The following is a 17805-nucleotide window of genomic DNA, read 5'->3' on the forward strand; positions in this document are numbered from 1 at the left end:
CATACCGGCTTGCTGCGGCAAGGCGGTTTTTGTGCATGCGCCGGGACTTGCCAGTTCTGTCTTAGGACCGCTTCCCGGATAAACTTCGTTTCAAGAAGGAAACGGTCTTCTCCAGCTTTAATAAATGGGTGCCCTTGACCAGAATCGCGGTGTCCGGCTTGATCGTCCCGACAAGCGCTTGCTGAAGCTGCGGTCTGGACGCGAAGCTGCGGATGCGGGTTGCGGGGAAGCCCGCGTTTCTGGCGCCCGATGCGATGTGCCGCGCGAGCTCTCCGACCGTATAGAGCCGGGTGAGTCTTTTTCGGGCGGCATATGTTCCAACCTCGTCGTGAGCACGGACGGCGTATTTTCCCATGTCCTTCATATAGCCGATGATGGCGATTTTGTGCTTTCGGTTTACCGAGGCGAGCGTGTCGAGGGCAGCCTTGGTCGCATCGGGATTGGAGCTGAACGTATCGTCGATCAAGGTGATTCGCCTCGGCAGCTCCGTTCGAACCAAGCGGCGGTACGGAATCGGATAGTTCGCCAACCCCTTGCGGATTTCGCCCGCCGTGAATCCCATGCTGTGCGTAATAGCGATCGCATTCAGCGCGTTGTACACGTTATGAACCCCCAGACACGGGATGAAAAATCGTTCCTCTTTCCCGTTCAGCCGAACCCGAAAGGCAACTCCCCGGCCCAAGAACCGGATGCCACGCGCCTTGTAATGGGCTTTGTTGCGGATGCCGACCTTCAGCAGCCTTCCTTGAAATCCTTTGACGGACAGCAGCCTGGAATTCGCGTTATCCGCATTCAGGACAAGTGTTCCGGTCCTCCGCATATGCCGGATCAGCTCCGATTTCGCAGACGCGATGCCTTGGACTCGGTGTCCGACATTCCCGATATGCGCCGTTCCGACATTGGTAATCACGCCGTAGCTTGGTTGGAGCAAGCGGCAGTGCTCGCGAATATGCCCTTTGCGAAGCATCCCGAATTCGAGGACGGCCGCCCGGTGTCGGGCATGAATCCGCTTGGCGTGCTTGCGGGTGTTCAATGGCAAATTCCAGTTCGACACCGATTTGAAAATGGTCCACCGTCTCCGCAGGATGGAAGCGATCATTTCTTTCGTTGTCGTTTTTCCTGCGCTGCCAGTGACGGCGATGACGGGAATATTTCGAGCAGGCATGCAAATCCCACCTTTTCACAGCGAATATATGCTTTAGTCTACGGCGGGCGCAGGCGGATGGAGTGGGTATGTGGGGAAAAATGGGCGTTTGTACGAGTCCGGCGGCAGGGGGATACCCATATGGTGTAAGATGACAGACCTCGATTCTGCAAGGGGAGAGTGAGACGAGTGAAATCATTAATGCGGATGCCGAATCTGACGAGGTATGAATCGATCGGCATCAATCAGTTATTTAACGTAGCCGACGGTCATGCCCATCAGCCGCAAACCGAAGCGCAGCGGCAAATTATCGGGCGGCTGCCCGACTTGTTTGATCAGGCGGAAGCGGCGAGGCAAGCGGAGCTGGAAGACGAGTTCCGCCGTCGGTTCTACACCTTGGCCGGACAGCCGACCGCCGCCGGTCTTACCCGGACGCTGTTTTGTTATTCGGCTTCGTTGTCGACCGATTTGATCGCGACCTATTTGGCTTCGCGGGGGTTGACGACCGCGCTGCTGCATCCCTGCTTCGACAATCTGGCGACGCTGCTGCAAAGAAGAAACGTAGCCCTGACGCCGCTGCATGAGGAGGAACTCAGGCTCGACCGGATGGAAGAGACGTTCGCAGGACTGGCGGCGGATGCGGTGTTCGTTACACTTCCCAACAACCCGACGGGCTTCGAGCTGTCGCGGGAAGAATGGGAGCGGCTTGTTGCGCTGTGCGGTCAATACGGCAAGCTGCTTATCGTCGACTGCACGTTCCGATTTTTCTCAAGAAAGCCTTTATGGGATCAGTACGAGCTGCTGGAAAAGTCGAACATCAGCTATTTGATGGTGGAGGATACGGGAAAAACATGGCCGACCCAGGATCTGAAATGCAGCATTTTGGCGATGAGCGAAGATTTGGCCGATGACGTGCTGGAGCTTCACAACGATATTCTGCTGAACGTCTCGCCATTTATTCTACGACTGCTGATCGAATATTTGAAGGATACCGCGCGGCACGGATTGCAGTCCGTCATATGGGAAACCATTGACCGGAACCGCAAGACGCTGCGGGAAGCCATTCGCTCCTCCGGGGTTGTCTTGAACAATCCGGGTTCGACGATCAGCGTCGAATGGCTTCGCATCACCGACCCCAACATCCGCAGCTTGGACATGGTGGACGGCCTGCAGCGACTGGGGCTCGGGATTTTGCCGGGGGACCATTTCTACTGGCACGACCACGGACAGGGGGAGCGATATATCCGGGTTGCGCTTGCCCGGTGCCCGGATATGTTTGCCGAGGCCTGCAGCATTTTGCAATCGGCACGGATGACGAACAGGATGGATTCGGTATGAGAATCATCTATCTGGATCAGCCTACCTACCTGCCGGACAATTTTGTGCGAGAGATGGAGAAGCTCGGAGAATTTGAAGTGTATTACGACCGCCCGGACGCAACGACGGCCGCTCTACGATTGTCAAAGGCGGACATTGCGATTGTGGAATGGACGCGGCTTCGGGAATTGGCGTTCGGGAAGCTGCAGAGGCTGAAGCATATCGCCCTCGTCATGACCGGATACGACCTGGTCGATATCGAGGCGGCCGGAGCCGCAGGAATTTCGGTGTCGAACTGCCCGACGTATTCAGCGCAAGCGGTCGCGGAGCATGTGTTTGCGCTTCTGCTCGCGGTCAATCGGCGAATCATTCATGCCGACCGCCTTGTCCGGCAGGGCGAGAGCCATGTGTATGGCCCTTTCCTCGCAGGCGAACTGGCAGGCCGAACGTTAGGGCTGATCGGCACAGGCCGCATCGGGCAGGCGGTGGCGCGGATCGCCCGGGGCTTCAGGATGCAGGTGATCGGCGCGAACCGGTCCGGAAGGGCCGTCCCGGGAGTGGAGACGGCGGATATCCATGAGGTGATGCGGCGAAGCGACGTCGTCTCGCTGCATGTGCCGTTCCATGCCAAGACGAAAGGGATGATCACCTCGGAGCTGCTGTCTTTGATGAAAAAGACGGCCCTGCTCATCAACACGAGCCGTGGCGGTCTGGTGGACGAAGAAGCGTTGTTCACCCTGCTTCAGGACGGGAAAATCGCCGGAGCGGGCCTTGACGACCTGGCGCAGGTGACCGGCAATCCTTTGTATAAGCTCGATAACGTCGTATTTACGCCCGGCACGGCGTGGTATACGGGCACCGCCCGGGAAACCAATATGAAGGAGTTGCTGGGTAACATTCGAGCATATGTTAGCGGAATGCCGCTGAATATCGTGAATGAGGATTTTCTGACCTCGAAGAGGCCGGAAAGCGAATGATCGCGTGTTGTCTTGGCTGAATCGATCCGGCGGTATTGCATATAGTGGATAGAGAATTTCAGCCCAGCTATAGTGAGGACGATGGCATGTCGCGAGAGATTATCATTGCCGCTGTTGGCGATCTTTTGATGAAGCCGCTGCTGATTCGGCTGATGCGTACCGGTGACAAACCGCGTGACTCCGTCGGCAATAAAAGCGGACTTTATAATTTCGAGCAGGCGTTTGAACCGGTCGCCCGTTATTTGCAGGATACGCATCTGACGATAGGAAATCTCGAAACCATCTTCGCCGGGGGACCGGAAGACGGCTACACGAAGACGAAGCGCAATCCGAAGACCGGCAATCCGTCCTTCAATTGTCCGGATGCCTTCGCCTCCGCGCTGAAGGCGTCCGGCTTCAATGTGCTTGCTACGGCAAATAACCATTGCATGGACTATGGCATCCGCGGGCTCAGACGGACGCTTGAAGTGCTCGACAAGAACGGGATCGCCCATGTCGGAACGTACCGGAACCGACAGGAGTCCCGATCGCTCTTTGTTCAAAAGGTCGAGGGGGTCCGTATCGGCATTGTATCCTATACGAGAGACACGAACGGGATACCGATTCCGAAGAACCAGCCGGCCGGCGTCAAGAAGCTTGTCCGTACGAGTATGAAGAAGGATCTGAAGCGGTTGCGGGCCATCTCGGATTTCATTATTGTGTGCATGCACTGCGGCTACGAATATCACCAAAGTCCATCCGCTCACCAGAAGGAGCTGGTCCGGTTTTTGTTTCGCCAAGGCGCCGATGTGGTGCTTGGTTCGCATCCGCATGTTCTTCAACCGGCGGTGTGCCGCACGGTGAAAGACGTCGACGGCCGGACGCGAGACCGGTTCGCGATCTACTCGCTGGGCAACTTTATTTCCACCCGGCTCCACGGTAAGGATGCTACCGTAACCGGGTTGATCGTCCGTATTCGAATTCGCAAAGCATCCCGTGGTTCCGTCCGGCTCGCAGGGGTCGAGTACGTCCCGACATGGGTGTGTATTGCAAGGAATGGCAAGCAAAAAAAGTGCCGGATTGTGCCGCTTCGGAAGGCCATCGCGCAGCCTGAACCCTTTTTCGCCGGACAGCTGGACCGGATGAAACGCGCCTACCGCAGCACGCTTCACATGTATAATCCAAAGAAGTAAGCCGCTATCGGGGTTCAATAGCCCGGCAGGTCGATATGCTCGGCCGTTCTACCGTTTGACATCCCCCTAACTGCACGTTACCATAAAGCAATAAACAACACAAACATTCAACAATAAGCATAAATCAAAGAAGGGCGGGGCGGCGGTGTCATTAACGTTCGAGGAACGCAAAAAAACGATTATGGGGCGGCTGACGCAGGACGAAAAAGTGCAGGTGCATGCGCTAGCCGAGCAGTTGAACGTGTCGCCGGAAACGATCCGGCGGGATTTGGACAGGCTGGAAAAGGAAGGCCTGCTCAAAAAAGTTTACGGCGGTGCGGTCAAAACCCGCATGGACAGCTGGGAGCCGCCGTTCATCCAGCGGGAGAAAATGAACAACGACGCCAAGACGTCCATCGGCAAGCTGGCGGCTTCGTTGGTCAAAGAGGGCGAAACGATCATGATCGACAACGGAACGACGACGATGGAGATCGTCCGTTATTTGCAGCACCGGTCCGACGTGACCGTCGTAACACATTCCGTGCCGGTGCTGCTTTTGGCGATGGAGCTGTTCAAGGGCCGGATTATTTTTGCCGGCGGGGCGGTCAACGTAAATCAGCAATCCGTCGGGGGGACGCTGACCGAAGCGATGCTTCAGCAGTTCAAAGTGCACAAAGCGTTCATTTCCGTCGGCGGCATCTCGCTCGTCGAAGGGATCACGGACTATGACTTGAACGAAGCGAGCGTCTCGCGCAAAATGATCGAGCGGGCCGAGGAATCGATCGTATTGGCCGATCATTCGAAATTCGGAAAAACGACATTCGCCAACATTGCGGCGCTGCAAGATATTTCGATGATCATCACCGACAGGGAATGTCCGGCCGACTGGATTCATCAGCTGAGAGAGAAAGACATCGAGATTCTTATTGCAGAGGACTAAAAGTAAGATCGTGCGGAACCTGGAGCGAGCGGCCGGCTTGCTCTATTTTTGTTGTAGCTACATAAGAGCGTTCGTTATCGGATAAACTTACGATCCGCTGCGAACAAAATGACACCCTGACGGGCTTCCGGAACGGTCCTGCAGAAAAACGCGCAAACAGACACGAAGCAGCGAACAGAAAGCCGTTTTGCGTATAACGCATTTTACTTATAATTCATGTAAACGCTCTCTTACTCTTTTCGTTTGAGAGAGCCGTTAACAAGACGACGAGGGGGCTATCGGAATCCGCATGTGGTTCGATCTTCATACCGTGCCGTTCAGCCGTTTCGGTTCGTATTTTGCCTTTTCGATGCTTCCGGCGCGTCTCGACAGGGAAGCCGGTCTGTACTTGAGGCTTGTGCGGGGCGGTGATCACGATATCGGCGCCGTGTTCCGAATCGAGCTGCTCGCAGGCGGCCAAGCCGTTCCTTTTACTTGCAGCGCTTCTCCGACGTTATTGCGGCTTGAAGCGAAGGAAGGGACAGCCGAGTGGTGCATACCGGAGCCGGATTTTATACGTGTTCGTTCGCAGGGTATCGGCGTGCGGTTGACCTGCGCGCCCGGCGTATACGATTATGCATTTCCGCTTGGGGAGCGGGGCTGGGAGTTCAACAGCTTCGTGCGCGAGCGCCGGTTCCTGCTCTCCCCTGTGGCCGGATCGATTCGCGAGGATGTGCGCTGGGACGGGGTAAAGGCGCAGCGCCTTGCGTTCGACGGTGTGCCGGACGGCGATGGGAGGCTGGAGCTTGCGCTGGAGGAATTCCGCACCGTTCCGCGTTCGCCGCGCCCCGGATCGTTCGACCAAGGGCTTGCGCAGGTGGACGGCGAGTACGCCGCTTGGCGAAGCCGGATGCCCGCCGTTACCGCGGTCTGGTCCGAAGCCGAGGAGTTGGCCGCTTATATTACTTGGTCCTGCGTCGTGCAGGCCGAAGGGTACTTGCCCCGGCCCGCGATGTATATGTCTAAAAACTGGATGACGAACATTTGGAGCTGGGACCACTGCTTCAATGCGATGGCGCTTGCCGCAGCCGAGCCCGATTTGGCTTGGGACCAGTTTGCGATCTTTTTTGACAGGCAGGACGTTAGCGGGATGCTGCCGGATTTCATGAACGATAAATATGCGCTGTGGAACTGCTGCAAGCCGCCGATCCACGGCTGGACGCTGCGATGGCTGATGAACCGTTCCGAGGCCGTTACGCCGGAGCGGCTTGCGGAAATTTACGAGCCGCTGGCCCGCTGGACGCAGTGGTGGTTCGATTACCGCGACGACGACCGCGACGGCGTGCCGCAGTACAACCACGGCAACGACTCCGGGTGGGATAACAGCACGGTTTTTTTGGCGGCGATTCCCGTGGAAAGTCCCGATTTGTGCGCCTTTCTTATTTTGCAAATGGAAGCGCTTGCCACGGTGGCGGTCAAATTGGGACGCGCCGGGGAGCCGGAGCGGTGGGAGCGCCGGTCGCAGGAGCTGTTGACGCGGATGATCGAGCATTTTTGGCGCGGCGACCGCTTCCAGGCCGTACAGTCCGGCACGCATGCCGGAGCCGACGAAGGCGACAGCCTGATGTTGTATTTGCCTGTTGTTTTGAGCAAGCGGCTGCCGGAGCCGATTCTACGCAAGCTGATCGAAGGGCTGCGCGAGGAAGGGCGCTTTCTGACGGCGCACGGCTTCGCCACCGAAAGCGTCAGAAGCCCGCTGTATGCGCCGGACGGCTATTGGCGGGGGCCAATCTGGGCCCCGGTCATGCTGCTGCTCGTGGAAGGGCTGAAGGAGGCGGGCGAGGAGCAGTTCGCGGCCGACGTTGCGAGGCGTTTTTGCCGGATGGCGGCTTCCGCAGGCATGGCCGAAAACTTCGACGCGCTCGAAGGGCGCGGGCTGCGGGACCGGGCGTTCACGTGGACGTCCAGCGTCTTTCTGCTGCTGGCCCGGGAATATGGGGCGTAAGCCGCTTAAACGGCGCTTGTCCGACGATAAGGGGGAATAAGGGAGATGCAAATGACAGAACAATTACTTGCATTGGATGGAAAAATCGCTGCGGTCACCGGTGGCGCTTCGGGGATCGGACTCGCCACGGTGCGGAAGCTGGCCCGGCACGGAGCGTCCATCGTCATCCTCGACGTGAACGATCAGGCCGGCGGTCAGGCCGCAGACGAGCTTCGGAGCGAAGGGCTCGCAGCCCGGTTCATCGGCTGCAACGTAACCTCTGCGGCCGATTGCGAAGCGGCGGTAGAAACGATACGCCGGGATTACGGCCGGTTGGATATTTTGTTCAATAACGCCGGGGTGATCCGGCGGCGTACCGTCGTTGAAATGACGGAGGTAGAATGGGACGCGGTAGTCGATATTTCGCTCAAGGGCGCTTTCCTGCTCTCGAAATACGCGGTTCCGCTCATGGCCGAAGGCGGGGGAGGAAGCATCATCAACACCGGGTCCGGCTGGGGACTGAAGGGCGGCGACCGGGCCGCCGCATACTGCGCCGCCAAGGCGGGGATCGTCAATCTGACGAAGGCGATGGCGATCGACCACGGCGGACAGCAAATCCGGGTCAACTGCGTCTGCCCCGGAGATACGGATACGCCGCTGCTGCGGGACGAAGCGAAGCAGCTCCAGCGGGAAGAGCAGTCGTTCGTGCAGGCGTCGGCGCTCGAACGGCCCTTGAAGCGCATCGGCACGCCGGACGACATCGCCAACGCGGTGCTGTTTCTCGCGAGCGATATGTCGTCGTGGGTGACCGGCTCGGTGCTTGTCGTCGACGGCGGAGGACTGGCATAACGAAAAAGGAGGAGTTGCGACGCATGGCCACGTTTAAAAAAACAACGTCTCATCCGTATATCCCTAACACCGTGCCCGAGGTCCAGCGGGCGATGCTTGAGGAAATCGGGGTCTCCGACATTGACGAGCTGTACCGCATGGTGCCGAAGGAGCTTCGACTGGCGGGCCCGCTGAAGGTGGAGCCCGCGCTGTCTGAGTACGAGCTGCAGCGTCACGTCGACCGGCTGCTGGAGCGCAACCGGAGCGCGAAGGAAACGGTCAGCTTCCTCGGAGCGGGCTGCTGGCAGCATTTCGTGCCGGCCGTTTGCGACGAAATTAACCAGCGCTCGGAGTTCGTCACCGCGTATGCGGGCGAGCCTTACGAGGACCATGGCCGCTTCCAGGCGCTGTTCGAGTACCAGAGCCTGCTGGCTGAGCTGGTCGACATGGACGTCGTGAACGTGCCGACGTTCGACTGGGCGCAGGCCGCTTCCACCGCGCTGCGGATGGCGGGCCGCATCACCGGCCGCCGTACGGCGCTGCTTCCGGCGACGATGCACCCCGAGCGGCTGCGGGTGATCCGCAATTATTTGTCGCCACAGATGGACTGCGTGCTCGTCGATTACGCGCCGGACACCGGACTCCTCGACATGGCCGACCTGAAGGCGAAGCTGTCGGCTGACACGGCCGCCGTATATATCGAGAATCCGTCCTACATCGGACATATCGAGACGCAGGGCCGTGAACTCGCCGAGCTCGCGCATGCGGCAGGCGCGCTTTCCGTCGTCGGCGTCGATCCGATCTCGCTCGGCCTGCTTGAGCCGCCATCCCGGTACGGCGCGGACATCGTCTGCGGTGACCTGCAGCCGCTCGGTATCCGCATGCAGTATGGTGGCGGTCAAGCGGGCTTTATCGCTACGCGCGACGAGGAGCAATTCGTCATGGAATATCCGTCCCGTCTGTTCGGCATTGCTCCGACCGCGGTCGAAGGCGAGTACGGCTTCGGGGACGTCGCTTATGAGCGAACTTCTTTTGCCAGGCGCGAGAAGGGAAAGGAATCGGTCGGGACCCAGACCGCGCTGTGGGGGATCACGGCAGGCGTCTATCTGGCCTTAATGGGGCCTCACGGCATGTGCGAGGTCGGCGAAACGATCATCCAGCAGGCACGCTATGCAGCAGGCAGGCTGGCGGAGCTGGAGGGGGTGCGGATTCGGTTTCAGGCGTTGTCGTTCAAAGAGTTCGTCGTCGATTTCAACGGGACGGGGCGCACGGTGAGCGACATCAACAAGCGGCTGCTGGAGCGCGGCATCTTCGGAGGCAAGGATTTGTCCGGGGAATTTCCGGCCTGGGGCCAATGCGCGCTCTACTGTGTCACCGAAATCCATACGAAAGAAGATATCGACACGCTTGCGACCGCTCTGAACGCGGTCCTGTAAGCCCGAGAGCAAGAAGGGAGCCACGCGAATACCTATGAAACGGATACCTAGAAACCGGAACGTGCGTCAATTTCATCAGGCCAAATGGGACGAACCCGTCATTTTCGAGCTGCACCAGCCGGGCGAGCGGGGCGTCATCCCGCCGTCCGTCAGCGAGGAAGTGGCAGAGGCTGTAGGTAAAGCCGAAGCTTGCGTGCCGCAAGGCATGCTGCGCAGTCAAGCTCCGGCTTTGCCGGAGATCGGGCAAGCCCGGGTGCTGCGCCATTACCTGCGTCTGTCGCAGGAGACGCTGGGCTCGGATTTCAACGTCGAGATCGGGCAGGGCACCTGCACGATGAAGTACATTCCGCGGGTCAACGAAATGCTGGTCCGCAATCCGAAAATAACCGAGCTGCATCCGCTGCAAGACGAGTCGACCGTACAGGGGATGCTGGAGGTGTACCACCGACTGGACCTCGCGATGCGCGAGATTTCGGGCATGGACCGGTTCACGTTCCAGCCGGGAAGCGGGACGCAGGCGCTATTCGCGATGGCGTCCATCGTCCGGGCCTACCACGAGGCGAACGGCGAAGGCGACAAGCGGGACGAAATCATAACGACTATATTTTCCCACCCGTCACAAGCAGCGACAGCCGCCGTGAAGGGGTATAAAATCATTACGCTGTACCCCGACAAAGATGGATTCCCGGATTTGGAAGCGCTGCGGGGGGCAATCTCCGAGCGAACGGCAGGCTTTGTCGTAGCCAATCCGGAGGATACGGGCATCTTCAACCCGCGGATTCGCGAGTTTACCGACCTTGTGCACGCCGCAGGCGGGATATGCTATTACGACCAAGCGAACGCGAACGGGCTGCTCGGCATTACCCGGGCGAAGGAAGCGGGCTTCGACATGTGCTTTTTCAACCTGCACAAAACGTTTGCCGCCCCTCATATGTGCGGGGGTCCGGCGACGGGAGCGCTCGGCGTGACGGAGCGGCTGGCGCCGTTCCTGCCCGGCCCGCTCGTCGAAACGGACGGAACCCGCTACACGCTGAACCATTCGCCCGCCCAAAGCATCGGCAAAGTCCGCATGTTCCAAGGCGTAGCCCAGACGGTGCTCCGCGCGTACGCGTGGATTCGCGCGCTGGGACCGGAAGGGCTGCTGGACGCGGCGAAGGTGGCGGTCCTGAACAACAACTATTTGTACAGCCGCATCCTGAAAATCCCGGGCGCCAGCGCTCCGTACGTGGAGGGCGGACGGCTGGAGCAGGTTCGCTATAGCTGGGAGCGGCTGACCCGGGAAACCGGCATTACAACGGAAGACGTGCAGCGCCGCATGTGCGACTTCGGCCTCCATTACTGGACCAGCCATCATCCGTACATCGTGCCGCAGCCGTTCACGCTGGAGCCGACCGAGTCGTATTCCAAGGAAGACTTGGACGAATACGTGAACGCCCTGGAGCAGATCGCCAAGGAAGCCTACGAGCAGCCGGACATCGTCCGCAGCGCCCCGCATAACAGCACCGTGCACCGGATCGACGAATCGAGCTTCGACGACCCGGCGAAATGGTGCATCACTTGGCGGGCCTATCTCAAAAAGACCGCCCCGGCCGGTGAGCAAGAAAATAAAGCCGGGGTGATCCCGACCATGTGAGCAGCAGCCGGAATCCGCCTTGGAGTCCGGCTTTTTGCTTCATGTGACGCTCCCGCAAAGGGTAAGTTTCCGGCAGGCGCTGGTCCTGCGCTTGGTGCTGGCGTTCTTCGGGGCGTGGTATAATAAACGCGGAAAGCGCTTACGAAAAGGCGAAAACAACTGCTTGCGGGGGATGTCCATGCTATCCATGCTGCCTGGAAACGGATTGAAGCTGCCGCGGGGTGTCCGAACCACCCTGCAGACCAAGCTGATGCTGCTTATTGCGCTTGCTGCCGCGATTCCGCTGCTGACGCTTGGATACGTTTTGTATCACAAATCGTCGGGAACGATCAACGAACAATTCGGCCGCTACGGGGAAAACTCCGCCTCGCAGCTGCAATTTCAGATCGATTCCACCTTGGGGCAAATGAAGTATACGGTCAGCGACATTTTGTCGTACTTACTCGACCCGAAGTTTACGGTGCTGCACGAAGAGGTGCCGACGACGTACAAGGGCTTCCAAGAAGAGCAGCAGCTTGAGCAATATTTGAAAGCCCATAAGTCTTTGGATATGAAAGGCATTTTCCTGATTACCAAATCGGGCTACTATTACGGCGAACGGATCATCCGCTTCGATCTGCTCAAGGCGGAGCCTTGGTTTCGTGACGATGCCGACGGTTATCGCTTCGACCTGTACGAGCCGAAGCATTACAACGATACGGCCCGCATTCCCGGGGAGAAGGTCATCGGCCTGCTGTTCCGCATTCGCAATCAGATGGGGGTGCTGGAGAACAGCAGCATTTTGATACAAACGAACGCTGACAAGCTGCTGCGGATGTTTCACGAATTCGAGCAGGATACCGGCGCACTGCTGACGATCACCGGCGGGGGCAAAACGGTTTACCAGACGGAGGGCTCGTTTGCGAAGCGGGATGACGATGTCGTCTGGACGAAGCATTCGGACGAGACGGACTGGACGATTGAGGTGCGGACGCCGTACGAGCAATTTTATAAGCCGTCGCTGCTGATCCGCACCTTTACGTTTTCTGCGGTCAGCTTGTCGATTGTGCTGGCGTTCGTGCTGGCATATATGTGTTCGGCCCCGCTGCTCAGGCGGGTCAAGAAAATGAAAGAATCGATCCGGCGCGTCAGCCTCGGGAAGCTCGATACGCGGATCGACGTGCAGACCGAAGACGAGCTGGGGCTGCTCGCTCACAGCTTCAACCGGATGGTGGGGCAGCTTCGGACGATGTTTCACGAGATGAAACAGGCCGAACGCCAGAAAAAAGAAGCCGAGCTCCGAGCGCTGCACCATCAGATCAACCCTCACTTGCTCATCAATACGCTCGCTTCCATTCAATGGAAGGCCAGATTGGCAGGAGCCGCCGAAGTCAACAAAATGATTTATCATTTAACCAACGTGCTGGACGGCAACCTGAATGTCGACCGGGAGGTCGTTACGCTGGAGCGGGAGCTTGAGGTGATCGATCATTATTTGAATTTGCAGGAGCTGCGGTACGGCAGCGTGTTCGCTTACCGGATCGAAGCCGCCGGAGTCGATCTGTCCGCCGTAGACATTCCGCGAATGACGCTTCAACCGCTGGTGGAGAACGTGTTTTTTCACGCGTTCGAGGACGGAGAGGGGACGATCGTGCTGCGCGTCGAAGCGGACGGCGCGGAGGTGCTCGTCTCCATGATCGACGACGGAAAAGGCATGGGCGAGCTCACGCGTCAGCAGCTGCTTCAGCCGCACCCGGACGGCGTCCGCAAACGCCGGAGCATCGGCCTGCGCAATGTGGAGGAGCGCATCAAGCTGCATTTTGGCGAAGCTTACGGGCTATCCGTTCAATCCGCGCCGGGAGCGGGGACCTGCATCGTTATCCGATTACCGATCAAAGCCAAGGAGGGAATCGCATGAATGCCAAACCGATTAAAGTGCTGATTGCCGACGACGAGGTCATCATCCGCCGGGGGCTGATTTCGACGGTGCCGTGGGAGAAGTACGGGATGACCGTCGTAGCGGACGTGCCTAATGGCAGCCGGGGCTGGGAAGCGTTTCTGGAGCACCGGCCGGAGGTGGTGATCACCGACATCGTGATGCCTGAGATGGATGGAATCGAGCTCGCCCGCAAAGTGAAAGCATACGAGCCCCGGACCAAAATATTGCTGCTGAGCTGTCACCGCGACTTCGAATATGCGCAGCAGGGGATTAAGCTGGGCGCTTCCGGCTATTTGCTGAAGACGTCGTTCAACGACGAGGAGCTGGAGGAATTTCTGGGCGCTTTCCGTCAGGAACTCGGCACGGACGGCGCAGAAGCTTCACGGAACACCACCGCCGAGTTTGCCGCCCCCGCGATTTCCGGGCTGCTGCTCGAATGGCTGTACGGCGTTGGCGACCGGTTTCCAGCCGAGCTGGACCGGCTGCTTCAAGGAGCGTGGAACTGGATGAATGCGCCGACCGCGCTGTATCTGATCTCCGCGCCCGGGAAACGCGGCGGCGGGACGTTGGAGCACGAGCTGCGCGGCTGCGCGCCGGGCGAGCCCTGCGAGGTGCTGCCCTTCGGGGACGCGCATCTGCTGCTGTTTGTGCCTGAAGCCGGGCAGCGCGAATGGGACAGCCGGCTGAGCGAGCGCAAGGCCGAGCGGCCGGAGCTGCATTGGTCCCGGCAAGCGCCGCTGGCCGGACGCGAGGCATGGATCGACGCTGTGCGCAAAGCCCGCGGGCAGATGGAGCTGGAGAAGCAGTATCGCATCAGCGTCGGGCAATGGCCCGCTCCGATTGCCGAAGCGGTGCAGTTGATCGTCCGGCATACGGATACTCAGCTGTCCGTGTCCGTGGTGGCGCATGAGGTAGGGCTGAGCCGCAGCCATTTCAGCACGCTGTTCAAAAAGACGGTCGGCGAAAGCTTCGTCTCGTTCACGTACCGGGCGAAGCTGAAAATTGCCTGCGAGCTGCTTGCCGCCAAAGGGATTACCGTTCAGGAGATCGCGGATAAGATCGGCATGCCCGACGCCAAATATTTCAGCAAATGGTTCAAGCGCTGCACCGGCAAAACGCCGAGCCAATACCGGAGTGAGCGGCGTGAAGAACGAAGCGTCATCTAAAAACACGGCTCTCATCGAACGAAAAGACACCTTTGCTTGGCAGGAGCCGTTCGTGCAGCCGATGAGGCACGATTTTCCGAACATCCCTCCGTTTTGTATGCGCTTTACTCTCGTTACAATAAGCATGTAAGCGGTTAACTAACAGACGTTCAGGGGGAATTCGAAATGAAACGAAGGATGCTTCTTGTTGCGGCAGCGATATTGTCCGTTTCAATCATGGCCGCCGGGTGCAGCAAGCCGCCAAGCGAGCCTCAAAACGGCTCAGCGGGGGCGCAGACGCCATCGTCCGATCCGGCCAAGCAGGTGACGCTGCGTTTTGCGACGTGGGATACGGGCGATCTGCTCAAAATCCAGGAGACGATTGCGCGCCAATTCGAAGCGAAGCACCCCGGCGTCAAGGTGCAGGTGGAGGCGTACGGGGACGGCTTCGACCAGAAGCTGGCCGCTTCGATCGGAGCGAACAATGCGCCTGACGTGATGTACATGTGGGATTTTCCGACCTACTCCCAGAACCTCGAACCGCTGGATGCGATGATGTCCGCCGATGCCGGGTTGAAGCCGGACGACTTTTATCCCGGACTGTTCAACTACGTGAAGATCGGCGGCAAGACATACGGCATGCCTGCCGGGTTTACGACCCGCGTTATGTACTATAACAAGAAGCTGTTCAACGAGGCGAACGTACCTTATCCGAAAGCGGGCTGGACGTGGGACGACTTCAAGGAAACGGCCAAGAAGCTGACGAATCCCGCCAAGAAGCAGTACGGCTTTGGCGTCCGGGCGGAGAACGATCCGTACGACCTGCAGGGGGTGATCTGGAGCAACGGCGGCAGCTTTATCAGCCCGGACGGCAAGTCGATCGAAGGGTTCATGAACGGTAAAGAAACGGCCGAAGTGCTGCAACTGTTCGGCAGCTTGGTCAAGGACAAAACGGCCGTCATTGTCGGCGGCAAAAACCAGCAGTCCGGAGACGACATCTTCAAAGCGGGCAAAATCGCCATGTGGGAAAGCGGCGTATGGCCGCTGGGCGGCTTCAAGGAGGCCAAAATCGACGTCGGCACGGTCATTATGCCGGCCTTTCCGGGCAAGAAGCTCAAGGGCGTCATCTCCGAATCGGCGGTATCTATCTCCAAATCGTCCAAGAACAAAGAGCTGGCTTGGGAATTCGTCAAGTATTACGCGTCCGACGAGGCAATTAAGCTGCGGACCTCCGACCTGCCGGTGCGCAAAAGCGTCGTAGCTGAGAAAAAGCTCGACCAAGACCCGCTCTACCAATCGTTCTACAAAATGCTGGAGACTTGCGACGACACGCCGGCGTTCCTGCTGAATCCGAAATGGAACGAAGTGAACCGCAACCTCAGGTCGGCGATCAGTACGATGATGCTCGGTCAGAATGGGAAGGATTCGCTTGACAAGGCCGTCAAGGACTCGGAGAAATTTTTCAAATAAAGCCGTCAGGCGAAAAACGGAAGAAGGATGGACCTATGGATACGACCGCCGTTCGACAGGCTGCCAGGCCGGGCATCCGACTGAAACGAAGAGGCTGGCTTACGCCTTACCTCTTCGTCCTTCCTTGGATGATCGGTTTCGTTTCCTTCACGCTGGGGCCGCTGCTGTTCTCGCTGGTGATCAGCTTGTACGACTGGCCGATTGCCGGAGAGCGTACGTTTGTCGGGTTGCAAAATTATACCCGGATGTTCACCGACGACCCGCTTTTCTGGGATTCGCTCGGCGTTACGCTCAAATTCGCCGCGATCTTTGTGCCGCTGAATTTATCGGTAGCGCTGCTGCTCGCCTTGCTGCTGAATCAAAAAGTGCGGGGCAGCGGCATATTCCGCACGATCTTTTATTTGCCATCCGTCATCTCCGGCGTCGCGCTTGCGATGATTTGGGCGTGGGTATACAGCGGGGAGTACGGCATTCTGAATTACTTTTTGTCGCTTGTCGGCATTGCCGGACCGGATTGGCTGCGGGAGCCGGGCTGGGCGCTGGCGGCCATGGTCGGCGCGAGCCTGTGGGCGCAGGGCTCGATGATGCTGATCTTTTTGGCCGGGCTCAAGAACATCCCGGGCGATCTGTATGAGGCAGCCTCGATCGATGGGGCAGGCGTGTTCACCCGATTTTTCCGGATCACGCTGCCCATGCTCAGCCCGACGCTGCTGTTCAATCTCGTCACCTCGATCATCGGCGCGTTCCAGCAGCTGACGCTGGCGTTGACGCTGACCGGCGGGGGACCGTCGAACTCGACGTATTTTTACGCTATGTACGTTTATGAAAATGCTTTTAAGTATTTTCATATGGGCTATGCCGCAGCGAATGCGTGGATCATGTTCCTGATCATCTTGACGCTGACGATGCTCGTCTTCCGCTCGACCGGCATGTGGGTGTATTACGAGGGCGAAGTGAAGGCAAAACGGGCGGGCAAGCCGCGGCGGAAAGCCGCTTAAAGATGCTGGGGAGGAGGGACCGGAGATGAAAAAAACGCTAACGTATACGCTGCTCATCTTGTTCTCGCTGCTGTTTCTGATGCCGTTCTTCTGGCTCGTGACGACGGCCGTGAAAGGACCGGACGAAATCTACATGTACCCGCCCAAATGGATTCCGTCGGAGATTCAGTGGGGCAACTTCGTCAAAGCATGGACGATTCAGCCGTTTAATACGTTTTTGCAAAATTCGTTGACCGTGACGATTCTGTGCAATATCGGGCAGCTGATTTCCTCCTCGCTGGTGGCGTACGGCTTTGCGCGTTACCGGTTCCCGGGACGCGACGCGCTGTTTCTGATCGTGCTGGCGACGATGATGATCCCGTGGGACGTGACGATGATTCCGCTGTATATGGAATTCAACTTTCTCGGTTGGATCAATACGCTCAAGCCTTTGATCGTCCCGGCCTGGTTCGGCTCGGCCTTCTATATTTTCCTGCTGCGGCAATTTATTATGACGATTCCGACGGAGCTGGAGGAGGCGGCGAAGATCGATGGGGCCAGTGATTTCGGTATTTTCATCCGTGTGATCGTCCCGCTGATGCTGCCTGCTTTGATTCTCGTGAGCGTGTTCAACATGCTCGATACGTGGAACGATTACCTTGGGCCGCTGATTTTCCTGAACGACTCCAGCAAATATACGCTGACGCTGGGGCTCGCCCAGTTCAAAGGGATACACGGCGTCGATATGACGTCCGTGATGGCGGTGACGTCAATCATCTGCCTGCCGCCGCTGCTCGTATTTTTCGGCGCGCAGCGATACATCGTGGAAGGGATTGCACAGACGGGGATTAAATAGCGGGACGACGGCGGGTGATGCGGCAGCGAAGGCAACAACCCCATTCTTTG

At 58.4% G+C, this 17805-nt stretch carries 14 protein-coding genes; 13 read left to right on the top strand and 1 reads right to left on the bottom strand.

Features of this window, described 5'->3' with window-relative positions; translation table 11 throughout:
• Positions 1-61: 61 nt before the first annotated feature.
• A complete protein-coding gene (locus tag NLX71_RS08270; RefSeq protein WP_254363116.1) occupies positions 62-1165 on the bottom strand; it encodes a UDP-N-acetylmuramoyl-tripeptide--D-alanyl-D-alanine ligase in 1104 nt (367 codons plus the stop codon).
• Positions 1166-1333: 168 nt separating this feature from the next.
• Between NLX71_RS08270 and NLX71_RS08275 the strand changes: the two genes are divergently transcribed.
• The 13 genes from NLX71_RS08275 to NLX71_RS08335 all read left to right on the top strand — a co-directional run bounded on the left by NLX71_RS08275 (position 1334) and on the right by NLX71_RS08335 (position 17755).
• The gene (locus NLX71_RS08275; protein ID WP_254363117.1) at positions 1334-2482 is read left to right on the top strand and encodes an aminotransferase class I/II-fold pyridoxal phosphate-dependent enzyme; all 1149 of its coding nucleotides are present in this window, start codon (positions 1334-1336) and stop codon (positions 2480-2482) included.
• On the top strand, positions 2479-3438 hold the full coding sequence (locus NLX71_RS08280; RefSeq protein WP_254363118.1) for an NAD(P)-dependent oxidoreductase: 960 nt from the start codon (positions 2479-2481) through the stop codon (positions 3436-3438). The genes NLX71_RS08275 and NLX71_RS08280 overlap by 4 nt, the downstream gene beginning before the upstream one ends.
• A gap of 86 nt (positions 3439-3524) precedes the next feature.
• The gene (locus tag NLX71_RS08285; protein ID WP_254363119.1) at positions 3525-4610 is read left to right on the top strand and encodes a CapA family protein; all 1086 of its coding nucleotides are present in this window, start codon (positions 3525-3527) and stop codon (positions 4608-4610) included.
• A 145-nt stretch (positions 4611-4755) separates the two neighbouring features.
• Entirely contained in the window at positions 4756-5529 is a 774-nt protein-coding gene (locus NLX71_RS08290; protein WP_254363120.1) for a DeoR/GlpR family DNA-binding transcription regulator, read from the top strand.
• Between the two features lie 289 nt (positions 5530-5818).
• Positions 5819-7513, top strand: coding sequence for an amylo-alpha-1,6-glucosidase (locus NLX71_RS08295; protein ID WP_254363121.1), 1695 nt, complete (start codon positions 5819-5821; stop codon positions 7511-7513).
• Positions 7514-7558: 45 nt separating this feature from the next.
• The gene (locus NLX71_RS08300) at positions 7559-8341 is read left to right on the top strand and encodes an SDR family NAD(P)-dependent oxidoreductase (RefSeq protein ID WP_254363122.1); all 783 of its coding nucleotides are present in this window, start codon (positions 7559-7561) and stop codon (positions 8339-8341) included.
• 23 nt (positions 8342-8364) lie between these two features.
• Entirely contained in the window at positions 8365-9756 is a 1392-nt protein-coding gene (gene gcvPA, locus NLX71_RS08305) for an aminomethyl-transferring glycine dehydrogenase subunit GcvPA (RefSeq protein WP_254363123.1), read from the top strand.
• 34 nt (positions 9757-9790) lie between these two features.
• The gene (gene gcvPB, locus NLX71_RS08310; protein ID WP_254363124.1) at positions 9791-11389 is read left to right on the top strand and encodes an aminomethyl-transferring glycine dehydrogenase subunit GcvPB; all 1599 of its coding nucleotides are present in this window, start codon (positions 9791-9793) and stop codon (positions 11387-11389) included.
• Between the two features lie 43 nt (positions 11390-11432).
• Positions 11433-13286, top strand: coding sequence for a sensor histidine kinase (locus tag NLX71_RS08315; RefSeq protein ID WP_254363156.1), 1854 nt, complete (start codon positions 11433-11435; stop codon positions 13284-13286).
• Positions 13283-14473: a response regulator transcription factor gene (locus NLX71_RS08320; RefSeq protein ID WP_254363125.1), complete on the top strand. Its 1191-nt coding sequence runs from the start codon at positions 13283-13285 to the stop codon at positions 14471-14473. Before NLX71_RS08315 ends, NLX71_RS08320 begins: the two co-directional genes overlap by 4 nt.
• 165 nt (positions 14474-14638) lie before the next feature.
• Positions 14639-15922: an ABC transporter substrate-binding protein gene (locus tag NLX71_RS08325; protein WP_254363126.1), complete on the top strand. Its 1284-nt coding sequence runs from the start codon at positions 14639-14641 to the stop codon at positions 15920-15922.
• A gap of 35 nt (positions 15923-15957) precedes the next feature.
• Positions 15958-16920, top strand: a complete 963-nt coding sequence (locus NLX71_RS08330; RefSeq protein ID WP_254363127.1) for a carbohydrate ABC transporter permease — start codon at positions 15958-15960, stop codon at positions 16918-16920.
• Positions 16921-16945: 25 nt separating this feature from the next.
• Positions 16946-17755, top strand: coding sequence for a carbohydrate ABC transporter permease (locus tag NLX71_RS08335; protein WP_254363128.1), 810 nt, complete (start codon positions 16946-16948; stop codon positions 17753-17755).
• The last annotated feature ends 50 nt before the right edge of the window (positions 17756-17805 follow it).

It is taken from the genome of Paenibacillus sp. MZ04-78.2, from assembly GCF_024213375.1.
In the GTDB taxonomy this organism is placed as follows: Bacteria; Bacillota; Bacilli; order Paenibacillales; family NBRC-103111; genus Paenibacillus_G.